This window comes from Streptomyces endocoffeicus, from assembly GCF_016741935.1.
GTDB classification, from domain to species: domain Bacteria; phylum Actinomycetota; class Actinomycetes; order Streptomycetales; family Streptomycetaceae; genus Streptomyces; species Streptomyces endocoffeicus.
Map to the genome: position 1 here is coordinate 13050 of NZ_JAERRG010000064.1, position 15169 is coordinate 28218.

The 15169-nt window shown below is 72.7% G+C and carries 7 protein-coding genes and 1 pseudogene; all 8 read right to left on the reverse strand.

What is annotated here, in order from left to right; translation table 11 throughout:
* Positions 1-9: 9 nt before the first annotated feature.
* Positions 10-2439, reverse strand: coding sequence for an SDR family NAD(P)-dependent oxidoreductase (locus JK364_RS52275; protein ID WP_201858532.1), 2430 nt, complete (start codon positions 2437-2439; stop codon positions 10-12).
* Positions 2436-8516, reverse strand: a complete 6081-nt coding sequence (locus tag JK364_RS52280; RefSeq protein ID WP_201858533.1) for an SDR family oxidoreductase — start codon at positions 8514-8516, stop codon at positions 2436-2438. The genes JK364_RS52275 and JK364_RS52280 overlap by 4 nt, the downstream gene beginning before the upstream one ends.
* Before the next feature lie 36 nt (positions 8517-8552).
* Entirely contained in the window at positions 8553-10109 is a 1557-nt protein-coding gene (locus JK364_RS52285; RefSeq protein ID WP_201858534.1) for an acyltransferase domain-containing protein, read from the reverse strand.
* 388 nt (positions 10110-10497) lie between these two features.
* On the reverse strand, positions 10498-11871 hold the full coding sequence (locus JK364_RS52290) for an NAD(P)/FAD-dependent oxidoreductase (protein WP_201858535.1): 1374 nt from the start codon (positions 11869-11871) through the stop codon (positions 10498-10500).
* Between the two features lie 81 nt (positions 11872-11952).
* Positions 11953-13416 (reverse strand): MFS transporter, encoded by a 1464-nt coding sequence (locus JK364_RS52295; RefSeq protein WP_201858536.1) that lies wholly within the window; start codon positions 13414-13416, stop codon positions 11953-11955.
* Positions 13417-13507: 91 nt separating this feature from the next.
* Positions 13508-13810, reverse strand: a complete 303-nt coding sequence (locus tag JK364_RS56565; RefSeq protein WP_078956540.1) for a response regulator transcription factor — start codon at positions 13808-13810, stop codon at positions 13508-13510.
* A 190-nt stretch (positions 13811-14000) separates the two neighbouring features.
* The gene (locus JK364_RS52305; protein ID WP_307841695.1) at positions 14001-14774 is read right to left on the reverse strand and encodes an IclR family transcriptional regulator; all 774 of its coding nucleotides are present in this window, start codon (positions 14772-14774) and stop codon (positions 14001-14003) included.
* A gap of 214 nt (positions 14775-14988) precedes the next feature.
* A pseudogene (locus JK364_RS52310) lies at positions 14989-15169 on the reverse strand (ABC transporter ATP-binding protein); the annotation flags it as partial.

Genomic DNA, 15169 nt, shown 5'->3' on the forward strand with positions numbered 1-15169 from the left:
ACTGCCTTTCTATTCGGTCGTGTTTCCCAGCGGGCCGGAGAGTCCCGAGACGGTCGCCACGGGGTCCCCGGAGTCTGCGTCGGTGATCCGCCAGACGCCGAGCGAGGGATCGCCCTCGACACGGGTGGGTCCGCGCTCGGCGGAGTGCGGTGCGATCCGGCCGAGGATCAGGGGGTCGGCGGTGACCGAGAGGCCGTCGCCCTGGGTGGTGCAGCGCCGCACCACGTTCTCCAGCGCGGCGATCGGAAGGGCCGTCCCGGGCACGTACGGCGTCGCCCACAGGTCGACCGGCAGACAGCGCGGGACCTCGGCCACCAGGCGGCCCTCCGGCCCCGCCGTCCATGCGGAGAGCGGCACCACGGCGCCGCGCCAGTGCAGGAAGGGCGGCCCGGAGCGGAGGGTGGTGGTCTGCGGCACGTCGGGGCGCTGCGGGGCGGGCGGCCGTCGTGGCGCACCGGTCTCGTGGACGATGCGCAGGCTCGCCTCCGGGCCGTCCCCACCGCCCTCGTGGCGGTAGCGGACCTCCACGATCCAGTCGTGCCCCTCGTGGAAGCCGCGGATCTCGCGGACCAGCCGGATCGCGGGGCCGTCGAGGCGCAGCAGCGCCAGCGGCACCACGATCTCCTCCAGCGCACCGGCCGGCAGCGCCGGGAAGTCCTCCGGGACGATCCATTCGGCGGCCCGCAGCGCGTTCTCCAGCAGCAGCGAGGGCGGCAGCGCGGGGGCGCCGTCGATGCGGAAGTCACCGAGCGCGGGGGTGTGTTCGGGGTCGAGGACGACGCGCGCCGTCAGCTGGGCGTGCGGCTGATAGGAGGTCACCTCGCCGAGGTGGAAGATCTTCGGAAAGGCGGTGGCGAAGCCGGGCAGCGCGGGCACCACCGGATAGCCGATGGCCTGCCCCGGGTCGATGGCCTTGCCCAGCGGCCCGACGAAGGTGACCTCGCCCTCGGATCCCGCCAGCAGTTCGGCCCGCCAGCGCTCAAGACCGTCCGCCACGTCGATCGCGGCCATGTAGCGCAGTGTGGCGGCGAAGTTGGCGATCAGCCCGATGCGGTCCCAGGTGGGCCAGGCGAGGGTCATCACGGGGAACACGGCCCGGCGGGCGGCCCACTGGCCGAGCCGCGCGAGACCGTCGTTGGCCGCCGCGTATTCCAGCTGGCCGACCATGCCGCCGAGCCGTCCGGTGAGGGAGCCGACGCTGCAGAAGAACTTCAGGTCGCGCCCGCGCACCTCCTCGAAGACGTTGAGGAAGCCCTCGATCTTGACCTCGACGGTGCGCAGGATCTCCTCGTCGGTCTTCTTCGGCAGCCGGGCGGAGGTGTCCACCCCGGCGTTGTGCACCACCCCGGCGAGCCGGCCGCCCTCCAGCGCGTCCTCGCGCCGGATGAGCTCGCGCACCTGGGCGCGGTCGGTGAAGTCGCAGCGCGCGTACTCGACGCGCAGCCCCTCGCGCCGGGCGGAGGTCACATGGGTGGCGAGCTCCCACAGCCGGCGGGTGCGGGCCAGCCGGCCGCGGACCACGGCGGGCGACTCGCCCTTGGCACGGCCCGCCCAGACCTGCTTCTCGTACGCCTTCCACCCGGCCTCGTCCACGCCGAACCAGGGCTCGTCCCCGCTGGGGAAGGCCTCCCGGCCGGTCACCACGACCCGTGCGCCGTGCCGGGCGGCCAGCGACCGGGCCAGCTCCCAGCCGATGCCCCGGCCGCCGCCGGAGATCAGCACGGTGTCCTCGGGGCCGAGGGTGAGGGCGGGCGCGGCCACGGGCCGGTCCTCGGGGGTGAGGGTGTACCGGCGGCCGTCGCGGTAGCCGACCTCGATCTCACCGGTGCGGCGGCCGAGCTCGGCGGCGACGATGCCGGGCAGTTCGGCGGAGGCGGCCAGGTCGATGTCGACGACGCGGGCGGCCACGTTGGGGAACTCCCGGTGCAGCGTCTTGGCGAGCCCCGCCCAGATGCCGCCGAGCGGCTGCTCGAGACCGTCCCGCGGATGCTGGCCCATCCCGCCGCCGAGGTAGCTGACGGCGAGATAGCACAGCCGGTCCGCGGCGGTCTCGGCCGCCCAGTCGTCGTAGACCCCGCGCAGCGCGGTCACGGTCTCGGTCAGCGCCCGCCGCCAGGCCCCGGCGGAGGCGGGACGGTCCCGGTCGTACGCCCGGCCCACGGTGAGGTCGACGATGGCGTCCACCGGGCCGGGGCCTTCCGGCTCCCGGCGCACCAGCGCGCCGCGCTCCTTCAGTGCGCGCTCCACACCAGCGGCGATGTCCTCCTCGCCGCCGATCAGCAGCACCCGCGGCCCGGCGGGGCGGGGGTGCGGCCCGGCGGGGCGGGGCAGCTCGGTGAGCCGCCACACCATCCGGGCCACCGGCTGGACCGGCGCGTCCCCCTGAGCCGCGGTCATGTCCGGCTGAGTCGCGGTCATGTCCGGCTGAGTCGCGGTCATGTCCGGTCCTCCCCCGCCGGTGCCCGCTCCAGGGGGACGGCCTCGCCGGTCTCGGCGTCCACGTAGCCGATGAGGGTGGCCCGCATGTCCTTCATCTGGAGCAGCATCCGGCCGTCGGGCCGCACCGCCACGAAGCGGTTGCTGATGGTGTCGGCCGTCAGATCGAAGCCGGGCGGGGTCACGAAGAGGTCGATGCCCTCCCCGGACGCGGCCAGGTCGTGGTCGCTGATCTCCTCGTACAGATCGATCCGGCGGATCGACAGCGGCGCGGCCACCGGCACCAGATGCCCGTCGACCAGATCCAGCACCCCCACCCGGGCCAGCCCGTCGAGCAGGATGCTCGGCACCGTGAAGCGGGACCACACCGGATCGCCGGCCGGGACGTCGGGCGCGTAGCGGGCGCGCTTGCCCCGGGGGTGGATCCGGGTGTCGGTGGTGGAGACGAAGGGGCCGGTCAGCCGCACCGGGGAGCCGGGCTGGTGGTACGGGTCGGGGACCGGGGTCTCCTCCCCCGCCGGCCACTCCTCCCAGCGCGGCGCGGTGGGCGCCTCGGTGTCGAGCAGCACCCGGGCCAGGAAGTGCACCCGGTCCTTGACCAGGACCACCCCGCTGGGCGCGACCACGTCCTCGGTGATCCGCACCTGGACGACGGTGACCTCCCCGGGGCTGTCCACCAGCTCGGCGCGGACGCGCCTGGGACCGGCCGGGATGTCGCGGTAAACCCGCAGGAAGTGCTCGAAGCGCAGATCCTCGAAGGCGATCACCCGCTTGCCGGGGACCAGGGCCCGCGCGGCCTCGGCGGCCAGTTCGGTGACGAAGGTGCCGGGCAGGGTGGCCTCGCCGCGCACCGTGTGGTGTTCGAGGTAGCCGTCGGTGTCCAGGTCGAAGGGGCACTCGTAGACCACGGACCGCTCGTCTGACTCCACCAGCCGCCGCAGGAAGAACCCGGGCCGCTCCGCCGCGCCGGTGGTGCCCGGAGAGCCGCGGTGGTCCAGATAGCCGGGGTAGAAGCGCTCCACCGTGACGCGTTCGGCGTCGCCGAGGTGGACGACGGAGGGGCGCCGCACGGGGGCGTGGAGCTCCTGGACGAAGTGGTGGATGCCCTCGGCGATGGCCATGTTGCTGTACGAGCCCGCGCGCTCGTAGTACGCCTTGGTCAGCTCGTTGGCGCCCATGCCGACGCCTTCCCACAGCGTCCAGCCGATGGTGAACTCGTCCGTCGGCGAACCGGTGGCGCGGGTGTGGGTCGCGGCGGCGGCCAGGAAGTCGTTGGCCGCGGCGTAGTCGGCCTCCCCCAGCTGCCCGAAGTAGCCCAGCAGTGAGCCGAAGTTGCACCACAGCCGGGGCGGCGCGGTGCGCAGGGCGCGCTTGAGGTGGAGGTAGGAGTCCAGCTTCAGATCGCGGATGGCGGTGAACTCGGCGAAGCTCTTGTCCTTGATCAGCCCGGAGCGCTGCAGCCCGGCGGCGTTGACCAGCAGGTCGATCCGCCCCCGCTCGTCCAGCACCCGGCCGACCGCCCGGTCCACCGCCGCGCCGTCGCGCATGTCGCAGGCGAGGTAGGTGACCCGGCCGGCGCCGCTGTGGGCGGCCATCTCGTCCAGGTTCCGCTTCGCCCAGCGGGCGTTGACCATGCGGTCGAAGGCGCGGTTGATGTCGGCCACGGTGCGGCCGTCGCGCCGGGCGATCTCCGTCTTGATGTAACCGGCGCGGCGGGCGGCGAACTCCTCGTCGGTGCCCTGGTACGTCTCCGGCGGGTAGTCGTCGAGGGAGTTGCTGCCCAGGACGTAGATCCGGGGCCGGAAGTGCTCGGCCACCGCCTTGACCACCTCGGCGGTGATGCCCCGGGCGCCCCCGGCGACCACCACGACGGAGTCCGGGCCGAGGACGGTCGGCGCCCCCGCTCCCAGGTCGTTGGGCTCGTCGGAGAGCAGATACGCCTTCCGTACGCCATCGAGGTCGAACACCGCGGGGAAGACCCGCTCGGCCGCGCTCTCCTCCTCGGCGCGGGCCATCGCCTCGGTGAGGTCGGTGGCCGAGGTGCACAGCGTGAAGGCGAGGCAGGCGTCGCGCTCCAGGGCCGCGGTCTTCCACAGCCCGGTGAAGAGCCCGGTGTACGGATGCGGAGTGCCGCCCGGCGCGGCGCCCAGCAGCAGCGCCACGGCCGAGGAGCCGGGGTCGCCCAGGTCGTCGTAGAGGTGCTGGAGGGTCAGATAGGCGGCGTCGTGCAGGGCGGTGAGGGCGGGCGCGGGACCGTCCGCGGCCGCCCGGCCGAGGTCACCCACCACCCTGAGGTGGGTGACCCCGGGGCCCGCGCCCGCCAGGGCCCGGCGGACCGACTCCTCGGTGACCTCGGACAGGTGGTGCCAGCCGGGGCGCGGGGCCGCGAGCGGCGCCGTGGACAGGACGGTGAGGTCCGCGTCCGGCGGCGCGGCGGCGGCGAGCGGCCCGGGGGCGTCGGTGAGCACCACCGCCCCGGCGGGGAGGAACCGGGTGCGCTCGCGCACGGTGCGCGCGGGCAGCTCGGTCAGGACGGGCACCTGGCGGCGGACCCGCACCGGGGTGCCGTCCGCGAGCCGTCCGCCGGTGGCGAACGCGGCGGGGAGTGCGGCCGGGACCGCCTCCGGGACCGCGGACTCCGGACCGGCGGCCTCGGGGCCGTCACCGGGGATGGTCAGCCGGAGCCGGGCCCCGGCGGCGCCCTCGCTCTCGTCGGTGGCGATCTCCACGGTCCCCGAGGGCCGGTGCAGCGCCCTGAGGACGGCGAGGCCGCCGGCCGCGCCCAGATAGCGGGCGTGTTCGGGCGCGGGCGCACCGCACAGCAGGATCTCGTCCGCGGCCACTTCCCCGCGCCCCGCCTCGACGGCGCCGAGCGGCTCGTCCACGTACGCGAGCACCTCGAGCCCGGCGGCGCGGGCCCGCTCCTCGGTGGTGAGGGCGAACAGGAAGGCGCCCTCGGCGAGTTCCCGGGCCTCCGGTGGCAGCAGCTCGCCGATCAGCGTCCGGTACTCCGGGAGGCTGTTGCCGTTGATCCCGCCCGCGAGCGCGAAGTCCAGCTCACCGGTGCGCAGATAGCGGCCCGCGGAGGTGATGGAGGAGACGGCGGAGGCGAAGCCGGAGTCCATCGTCATGTTGGGGCCGTTGAGGTCGAAGTAGTTCGCCACCCGGGCCGAGATGATGTTGGGCATCTGGCCGGGGAAGGAGTCCTCGTTGGAGGCCGGGATCATGCCGCGTACGCGGTCCCCGAGCCGCTCCAGCACACCGGGCAGGGCGTCGTTGGGCAGCTCGCCCAGCGCCTCGGCGATGTCGTCGAGGTAGCAGCGGTTGGCGTAGAGCATCGCGGCGCGGGTCGGGCCCATATGGCCGACGAACACCCCGGTCTTGAGCGCCCGCTCCTGCCAGAACTCCGGCATCTGGTCGCGCAGTTGATGGGCGCACTCCACGATCATCAGCTGGCAGCGGTCCAGGGCGCGGATGGTCTTCGGAGGCAGCCGGACCTTGCTGAACGGCGGCGCCGGGTACTCGTCGCCGAAGCTGTCGCGGGGGCGCGGACCGCCGCCCAGCCAGCGGGTGACCTCCTCGCGGCCCGCCAGCCCCGGCAGATGGGCCGACCAGCCGACGATCGCCACCCGGCTGCCGGTGTCCGGGACCTTGGTGACGGTCGCGGGCGCCCGGTCGGTGGCGGTGGCGTCCGCGGCGGCGGGGCGCGCCCGGTGCTCGGAGACGATCAGATGGGCGTTGGTGCCGCCGAAGCCGAAGCCCGACACCGCGGCCAGCCGCGGACCGCCCGACTGCTCCGGCCAGCCCTTGTGCTCGGGGGTGATCTCCAGTCCGGTCTCGGCGAGCCGGAAGTCCTCGCGGGGCCTGGAGAAGCGGAACTGACCGGGGATGGTGTGCTCGGCCAGGCCCAGCAGGTTCTCGATGAGCGAGACCACGCCCGCCGCCCAGCCGGTGTGGCCGATCAGGGACTTGTTGGAGGTGACCGCGGCGGGTCCGGCGGTGCCGTAGTACTCCCGCAGCGTGGTGAACTCGGCGAGGTCACCGGCCGGGGTCCCGGTGGCGTGGGCGTTGACCCAGCTCACCGCGGGGCCCTCGACCTCGCCCGCCTCCAGGGCGCGCCGCACCGCGAGGCTCTGACCGGCGGCGTTGGGCGCGTAGATGGCCTTGCCCTTGCCGTCGGAGGAGGAGCCGAAGGCGCGGAGCACCCCGAGCACCTCGTCGCCGTCGGCCCGCGCCCGGCTCAGCCGCTTGAGGACGACCAGCGCGGCGCCGTCGGCGAAGATCACACCGTCGGCGTCCTCGTCCAGCGCGTGCACCTCACCGCGCTTGGAGAGCCCCTGGAGCTTGGAGAAGAGCACGGTGCCGCGCGGCGCGAGCGCGAAGGCGCCGCCGCAGACGGCGATGTCCTGCTTGCCCATCAGCAGGCCCTTGGCCGCGATGTCGATCGCGTACAGCGACGAGGAGCAGGCGGTGTCCACCATGTGCAGCTCGGTGGAGGGCGGCAGCAGACCGCGCATCGCCAGCTCCCCGACGCGGTGCGGCAGGAAGCGCGAGCGGTCCTGGCCGGCGCGCCAGTAGCGGCGGTTCAGGGCCGCCTCGATGTCGCCGCCGAGGGTGGTGCGCTCGCCGTCGTCCAGCGGCAGGTCCCCGAGGATGTCCTGGGTCATCCGGGTGACGCTGTCCAGCACCCCGGCCTCTTCCAGGTGCTGGCTGCCGTCGGGGGTGTAGCCGACGACGAAGGAGCAGCGGTCGGAGTCCTGGTGGCGCACCCCGTCCAGGGCCTGGACCAGGCTGTGGCGCAGCCACATGGTGGTCAGCTCGTGGTCGTCCGCGCCCTCGGCCATGCTGTCGACGGAGCCGGGGGCGGCCTGGAAGTCGGTGATGAAGACGCAGCGGTCGGCGTACGCCTTGTCCTCGGCGGCGGTGTCGACGGCGTGGAAGTTCTCGTGCCGCCAGCGGTCCCGGGGGATCTTGACGAACAGCTCGTCACCGGTCGTACGGAGCTTCCAGAACTCCTCGGGGCTGTTCGCCCCGGCGACCGCCAGACCCATGCCGACGACGGCGATCGCGTCGTCGGGGACGTCGGGGGACAGGTCGGAGCCGGGTGTGTCCACGGCCGCGGTGACGGCGGCCGTCGTGGCAGCGGCCGTCGTGGCAGCGGCCGTCGTGGCGGCGGCCTGAGGCCGTACGGGCTCGGGCTCTGGTGCCAGGACGGGCTCCGGCGACACGACGGGCTGGGCCACGACCGGCTCGGGCTCCGGCTCCGGCTCCGGTGTGGCCTCCTCCCGTACGGGGGCCGTGGCGGGCGGCGACATGAGGGCGGCGCCCAGCGTCAGTCCCCCGTCGGCGAGCACCACCTGCCCGGTGATCCACCGCGAGGCGTCGGAGGCCAGGAAGGCGACGACGTCGGCGAACTCCTCCGGGGTACCCAGCCGTCCGAAGGGGGTCGCCCTGGCGATCACCTCCTGCATCTCCCGGGCCCGGGGGAACTTGTCCGCGACCTCGCTCTCCAGCATGGCGGCCGAGGCGGTGTTCACCCGGATGCCCAGCGGGGCGTACTCCACGGCGAGATAGCGGGTGGCCGCCTCGGCTGCCGCCTTGGCGGGGGCGCAGGCCGAGTAGTTGGCCATCACCATCTGCGAGCCGCCGAGCGCCGAGACGGTGACGATCGACCCGCCGCCGCCCCGCGCCATCAGCCCGGCCGCGGCGCGGGCGCAGCGCAGTCCGCCCTTGTAGTTGGTGTCGATGGCCTTGGCGATGTCCTCGTCGGTCACCTCGGCCAGCGGCAGCAGAGCCCCGTTGGCGGCGCTGTTGACCAGGATGTCCAGCCGCCCGTGGCGCTCCTCGATCTCGGCGAACATCCGGTCGACCTGCTCCTGCCGGGCCACCGAGGCCCGGGCGAGCTCGACCCGGGCGCCGTTTGCCACCAGTTCGTCCCTGGTGCGCTTGGCCTGGTCGTGCGAGTGGAAGTAGTTGAGGACGACATCGGCGCCGCGGGCCGCGAGGGTCCGCGCGATCGCCTTGCCCACGCCCTTGGAACCCCCGGTGACCAGGGCCACCTTCCCCGTGAGGTCTTTCATGGGAACGACTGACTCCTTCTGCGACGAGGGGGCGCTTCAGCCCCTGGCGGAGGCCGGTGCGTAGGCCCCTTGGTCGTTGAGCTGCTGCAGCACAAAGTCGGTGATCTTGCCCATGGTGTTGTAGGTGGCCAGCCGAAAGCCGGACTCGCGCGGCGGCAGCCCGTAGCGGCTCGAGACCCTGGACAGGAGTTCGACCTGCTTGACGGAGTCGACGCCCAGCTCGGCCTCCAGCTGCACCTCGTCCTCGAAGACGTCCTCGGGGTATTCGAGCGCCTCGGCGTAGAGGGTCCGCAGCTCCCCGAAGAGCTGGTCGCGGCCGTACCCGTCGGCCCGCGAACCGGACGCGGGAGCCGCCGGGGCTTCCGGGGCCTCCGGTGCGGACGCGGGAGCGGCCTCGGCGGCGGGCTCCGGTCCGGCGGCGGCCGCGGGCTCCGGCCCGGGCTCGGCGCCGCCCTCGGTGGACTTGCGGAAGGCGTCCAGTTCGGTGCGGACCAGCTCCAGCACCATGTGGCCGCGCTCGCTCCAGTACGCCGCGAAGACGTCCGCGGGCACCGAGGGGGCCAGCAGCTCGGCGAGCCCGCCCCGCTCCGGCGCCGCAAGACCGGCCTCGCGCAGCGCGTCGAGGGTTCCGTCGAGCGCGAGCCGGCCGCCGGTCACGGCCAGCGTGGGCAGCGATCGCACCGCGGAGCCGTCGGTCACCTTGGCGACCAGCTTGGAGAGCGCGGCGCGCCCGCCCGCCTCCACGAACACCTCGGCGCCGGTCTCCCGCAGGTGCCGTACGGCGGCGGCGAACCGCACCGGCCGGGTGAAGTGCTCGGCCAGCAGATCGGCGAGGGCGTCGCCCGGTTCGTAGTAGCGCTGCAGGATCGGCGAGTAGACCGGGCGGTTCAGCGGACGCTGGTCCAGCTTCCGTACGTACGCGGCGAACTCGGGGGCGGCGGGGGCGAGCGCCGGGGTGTGGAAGGGGAAGGGGGTGTCGATCTCGATGGCGCCCACGTCCAGCTGCCCGGCGATCGCCACGACCCGGTCCAGGATCCCGGCGGGGCCGCTGACCACGGTCTGCTCGTCGTGGTTCTCGGTGGCGACGGCCAGCAGCGGCTCGTCCACCAGCTCCAGCAGCTTGCGGGTGCGCTCGGCGCTCGCGGCCAGGGCCACCATGCGGCCGTCGACCCCGCCCTGCCGCTCGATCACGGCAACGCGCCGGGCGACGATCCGGACCCCGTCCTCGACCGAGAAGGCCCCGGCCGCCACCAGGGCGGTGATCTCGCCGAGGCTGTGCCCGGCCAGCACGTCGGGGGCGACGCCCTGGGCGGCGAGGATCTCGTAGGCGGCCAGACCGGCGCCGTAGATGGCGACCTGGGAGGCCCACGGGTCGTTGTCGAGCAGATCGCGCAGATCGGCCTTGCGCTCGCCGAAGAGCACCTCGGAGATGCGGCTGCCGTAGAGCTCCTCGGTCACGGTGTCGAGCCGCTCGAAGACCCGGCCGATCTGGGGATGGCGCTCCTTGGCGCGGCGGAGCGCCTCGCCGTCGAAGCCGCCCTGTCCGGGGAAGAGGAACGCCGTCGTGACGCCGGGGGACGGATTGCTGGACATGCCGATGCCTCCATGGCTGTGATGGTGACGGTGGGTGAGGTGCGCCACCCGCGCGGGTGGCGCGGCGCTGTGGGCGGCCGAAAGGCCGTTGTGAGGTCGCGGCCGTGCCGGGTGGGCGCGCCCGTGGGTGAGCCCGGCTACGGGGTTGTCCGGCGGTTCTTTCCCCTCCCCGCCCCTTCCCGTTACAGGGGCTTCGCCCCTGGGCCCCGGACGCCCTTCGGGCGTGTCCTCAATCGCCGGACGGGCTGAAATCAGCCCCTCCAGGGGGCACCTCCCAGCGGTAGCTGGGGGAGTTTGAGGAGCGGGGTCTGGGGCGGAGCCCCAGTTGTGGGGAGGGGCGGGGAGGGGATCAGCCCGCCGCAGGCGTACGCGTACCGTCGGACACCCCCTAAGCCACGCGGGCGACCGGGGAGTCGAGCAGGAAGGTGCCCATGCTCCCGAGGTTGGCGGCGATCAGCCGGTCGGCGAGCCGGGTCGCCGGGGGCAGATGCCGGGGCGCGCCGCGGACGAGCCAGCGCACCATCCGGATCTTCCAGCCCGGCTCGGAACCCGGCGGGATGTGGTCGAAGAGGGCGTGGATATTGGCCGGGGAGTAGAACTCGGCGGGCGGGACGATGGTGGCGAACATCCCGACCATGCCGCTGCCGTGGTGCGGGCTGCGGGCCATCGCCCGGATGAACTCCAGCTCCTCGCGGTTGTAGTCGGCGATCTCGGCGTGGTCGCGGGTGTACTGGAAGTGGCCGCTCACCAGGGCGTCACGGCGCCGGGCGTAGTCGGCGAGGGCGGGGGCGAGGTCGCGGTCCCCGGCCAGGGCCGGCTCCACGGCCTCCACCAGCAGTTCGGCACCGCGCAGCGAGTCGGTGATACCGGCGGCGGTGATGGGGTCGCGGGTGTAGCCCGCGTCGCCGGTCAGGGCCCAGCCGGGGCCGTGACAGTGGCGCAGGAAGTTGGGGACCGCGCCGGTCATCCACTTGTCGACGCGCCGGGTCTCCCGCAGCCGCGCCGCGAACTCCGGGTCGACCTCCTCGAAGGCGGAGACGACCGTGGCGTCGCGCTCCCCGTCGGCGGACGCCTTGAAGTCCTTGACCGGCAGGGCCAGTCCGACGATGGTCAGGCCGTCGTGGGTGGGCCAGGTGAAGGCGTGCTGATGGCGGTGGCGGTAGGTGCGCACCTTGCCGTCGTGCGGCAGATCGGCCCAGTACGACCAGTGGCTCTTGTTGAGCACCGGGTGGGAGTCGTACTTCTCGGCCCCCACCAGCCGGGCGACGGTGGAGTTCGAGCCGTCGGCGCCCACGACCAGCCGGGCGTGCTCGACGATGGGGGTGCGGTCCTCGGTCTCGGCCCGGACGCCGATGACGGTGCCCTGGGCGTCCGTCAGCAGTTCCCGCAGCGCGACCTGTTCCCGCAGCTCCGCCCCGGCCTTGACGGCGGCCTCCAGCAGGATCTCGTCCAGCTTGCGGCGCTCCGGGGAGTAGGCCTCGGCCACGCCCTCGACGGCGGGCAGCTTGGCCATCAGCTGAACGGGGCCGCTCTGGAGGCCGTAGGAGTGAATGGGCGGGCAGCCGGTGGCCGCCACCTCGTCCAGCAGCCCCCAGCGCTTCAGCCGGAGAATTCCGGGAGGGTGGACCAGATTGGTGGCGGCCCCCTTACCGCCGGGGAATTTCGCCCGGTCGAGGAGAAGGACCCGGTACCCCGCTCTCGCCAGGAGCATCGCGGTCGATGACCCGCTGATGCGCGCTCCTACCACAATGACGTCGTACATAGCGTCCCCCATACCCAACGGTCACCCGGGACCCGGGGACCGGTGGATCATCTTGTTCGCTCTGACTTCGCTCTGTCGAAATTAGTTGCGCGACCGGCTCGGGAGGTTTCCCTCATATGAATCCTCGACGGCCCCCGAAGAAATCACCTTCGTTTCGGCCGGTGCGGTGCGGCCGCGCGGTGCCATGAGAATGGCCAGACAGCCGACGGCGGCGATTCCGGCGCCGATCCAGGCGGCGGGCCGCAGCCCGTCCACGAATTCCTGGGGCGAGCCGTATCCGCCCAGCGTGGTGAATACGGAGGTGAGCACCGCGACGCCGAGTGCGCCGCCGAGCTCCCGGAAGGTGTTGTTGGCGCCCGAGGCGATTCCCTGGTCGCGGGGCGCGACGACGTTCATCGCCATTTCCGCGACGGGCGAGAAGAACAGCCCCAGGCCGATTCCGCCGAGCACCAGGCCGGGCACCTGGTCGGCGTAGGCGGTGTCCGCGCTCACCACGGACGCCAGCCAGCCGAGACCCGCGGCCTCGAACAGCAGGCCCGCGGCGACCACCAGACGGTTGCCGAGCCGGGCGGTCAGCAGCGCCGCCAGCGGCGCGACGACGACCGGCATCGCCGTCCACGGCAGCATCTTCACGCCCGCCTCCAGCGGCGAGAAGCCCTGGATGTTCTGCATGAACTGGGTGAGCAGGAAGACCAGTCCGAACATGGCCGCGAACATCAGCAGGCTGGCCGCGTTGACCGCGCTGAACGCGCGGTTGCGAAACAGCCGCATCGGCAGCATCGGTTCGGCCGTGCGCAGCTCCCAGCCGATGAAGAGCGCGAGCACCACCAGGCCGCCGATCAGGAAGCCGAGCACCCGGCCGCTGGACCAGCCGTGTTCGGTGGTGGACACCAGCGCGTAGACCACGCCGAACACCCCGAGGCTGACCAGCACGGTGCCCACCGGGTCCAGCGAGGTGTCCGGGCGGGTGGACTCGGCCAGCTTCCACAGGCCGAGCACCAGCACCACCACGCCGATCGGCACATTGACCCAGAAGATCCACTCCCAGGAGATCTTCTCCACCACGGCCCCGCCGATCAGCGGGCCGAGCGCGACCGCGAGCCCGCTGAGGGCGCCCCAGACGCCCAGCGCGACACCGCGCCGGCGCTCGGGGACGGCCACGGTCAGCAGGGTGAGCGTCAGCGGCATCACCACGGCCGCCCCGAGGCCCTGTACGGCGCGGGCGGCGATCAGGGCGTCCGCGCTGTCGGACAGCGCCGCGGCGGCGGAGGCGCCGGTGAAGATGACGAGGCCGGCCAGGAACACCCGGCGGCGGCCGAACCGGTCACCGGCGGCCGCACCGGCCATCAGGAAGACCGAGAAGGTGAGGGTGTAGCCGTTCACCGTCCACTCCAGGTCCTGGAGGCTGGTGCCCAGGTCCTTCTGAATGGCGGGCAGCGCGGTGATGACGACGAGGTTGTCCAAGGCGGCCATGAAGACGGTGAGTCCGGACACCACCAGCGTCCACACGGGGTTCATTCCGCTCGGGCCGGAACGGTCAGTCATGAATACCTTTCCTATGACGGCGCGATTGCTGTGCGACAGATTGGTTCACGTCGTTATCCGGCCGACGGATAAACGGGCAGACGGGGCAACGCTAACCGGCCACGACCCTCCCCGGAACTGTACTTTGGTACAGGTGGCGGTAGCTGAGCGCGACCAGACCGGCCTGCAGCCGCGATTCCACCTGCAGTTTCGCGAGTATTGACGCCACATGCGCCTTCACCGTGCGCTCGGTCACTTGGAGCCGCAGCGCGATACGGCGGTTGGACCAGCCCGCGCCGAGCAGCGCAAACGTCTGGCCCTCCCTGGCTGATAACAGCGGCACACGTTCCAGCTCCCGTGCCCAGTTGGGCACGGGAATATCGGGCACGACGGCGAGACCGCCCCTGTCGGACACGGTGGCATTTCCCCCTAGTTAGGCGGCTCTTCGAGCCGCCGATCATGCAAGAATCAGACTTGATTGCCCTCTTGATTATTGCGGCCGCACGCCCGTACGAGTCAAGGATTTCCGGCCCTTTCTCGCCTCGCGAGAAAGGGCTGGTGAAGCGCGGAGAATGCGCTTCACGTTTACTCCTGTTACCGTAAATTTACTTCATTCTCGAATCGTTGCCATCCGGACCGGCGGGACCGCCCCGCCCGAGGTCGGCCAGGTCCGCCGCCGTCCGCTCCACCGCCTCGATGACGGTCACCGGACACCGCGTCATGATCTGTTTGGGCTTCATCACCAGCACCGAGCCCATCACCAGCCCGTCCCAGGTGACCGGCGCCGCGCACTCGTTCCACCCCGCCGCGCACTCCTCATGGCCCAGGGCGTACCCCCGCGCCCTGATCCGGTCCAGCGAGGCCAGGAGCCGCACATCGTCCTGGTAGGCGCCGGGACCGGCCTCGGCGGGCACCGGCCGGTCCAGCACCTCCGACTGGATGGTCTCCGGCAGATACGCCAGGATGGCCCGCCCCGCGGCCCCCACCCGCAGCGAGTGCTCGACGGTCTGCACCGCGCGCGGCGTCATCCCCAGCTCCGTCAGATCGGAGTCGCCGACGGCCATGTCGACACACTGCCGGTGCGCGCCGCCGAACGGCGCCAGCAGATAGAGGAAGGCCAGCCCCCCGGTGGCCCGGCGCAGCGCCTCCAGAAGGGCGTGGGCGGCCTCCGGCGCGGGCGAGTGGGCCAAGGCCTTGAGACCGAGCTGCGGGGCCGCCGAGCCCAGCCGGTAAAGACCCCGGCCCTCGCGGACGAAGATGCCCTGGTGCACCCCGGACTGGAGGATCCGGTAGACGGTCGAGTCGTCCAGATCCGCCGCTCTGGCCAGCGCCCCGGGCCCATGGGCCCGCCCGCCGAGCTGAGTGAAGGCCCGCTGCACGCGGAACACCCTCTCGGCATGACCGCTTCCGCCCACGGCACCACTACTGGCCACCCCGTCAGCCCCCCGTGCAGATTCCCCCGTCGCTCTGCCCAACGTGCCACGGTTCCACGCCCATTCCCATCCGGGATACCTGGTCCGCTTGTGGACAACAAGGCCCCGCCGGGTTGCCCGGCGGGGCCTGATGGACTAGGGGATCGCGTTCGCCGAGCGGCTACTTGCCGGTCTCCTTCTCGTACGCCTTGATGACCTCGTCGGTCGGGCCGTCCATCAGCAACTCGCCCTTCTCCAGCCACAGCACCCGGTCGCAGGTGTCCCGGATGGACTTGTTGTTGTGGCTGACGAGGAAGACCGTGCCGGCCTCCTGGCGGAGCTCACGGATCCGGGCCTCGGAA

Bases quoted from the DNA above. Each gene is read 5' to 3' on its own strand.
- JK364_RS52275 (WP_201858532.1), bottom strand. From the start codon at position 2,439: ATGACCGCGACTCAGCCGGACATGACCGCGACTCAGCCGGACATGACC.
- JK364_RS52280 (WP_201858533.1), bottom strand. From the start codon at position 8,516: ATGAAAGACCTCACGGGGAAGGTGGCCCTGGTCACCGGGGGTTCCAAG.
- JK364_RS52285 (WP_201858534.1), bottom strand. From the start codon at position 10,109: ATGTCCAGCAATCCGTCCCCCGGCGTCACGACGGCGTTCCTCTTCCCC.
- JK364_RS52290 (WP_201858535.1), bottom strand. From the start codon at position 11,871: ATGTACGACGTCATTGTGGTAGGAGCGCGCATCAGCGGGTCATCGACC.
- JK364_RS52295 (WP_201858536.1), bottom strand. From the start codon at position 13,416: ATGACTGACCGTTCCGGCCCGAGCGGAATGAACCCCGTGTGGACGCTG.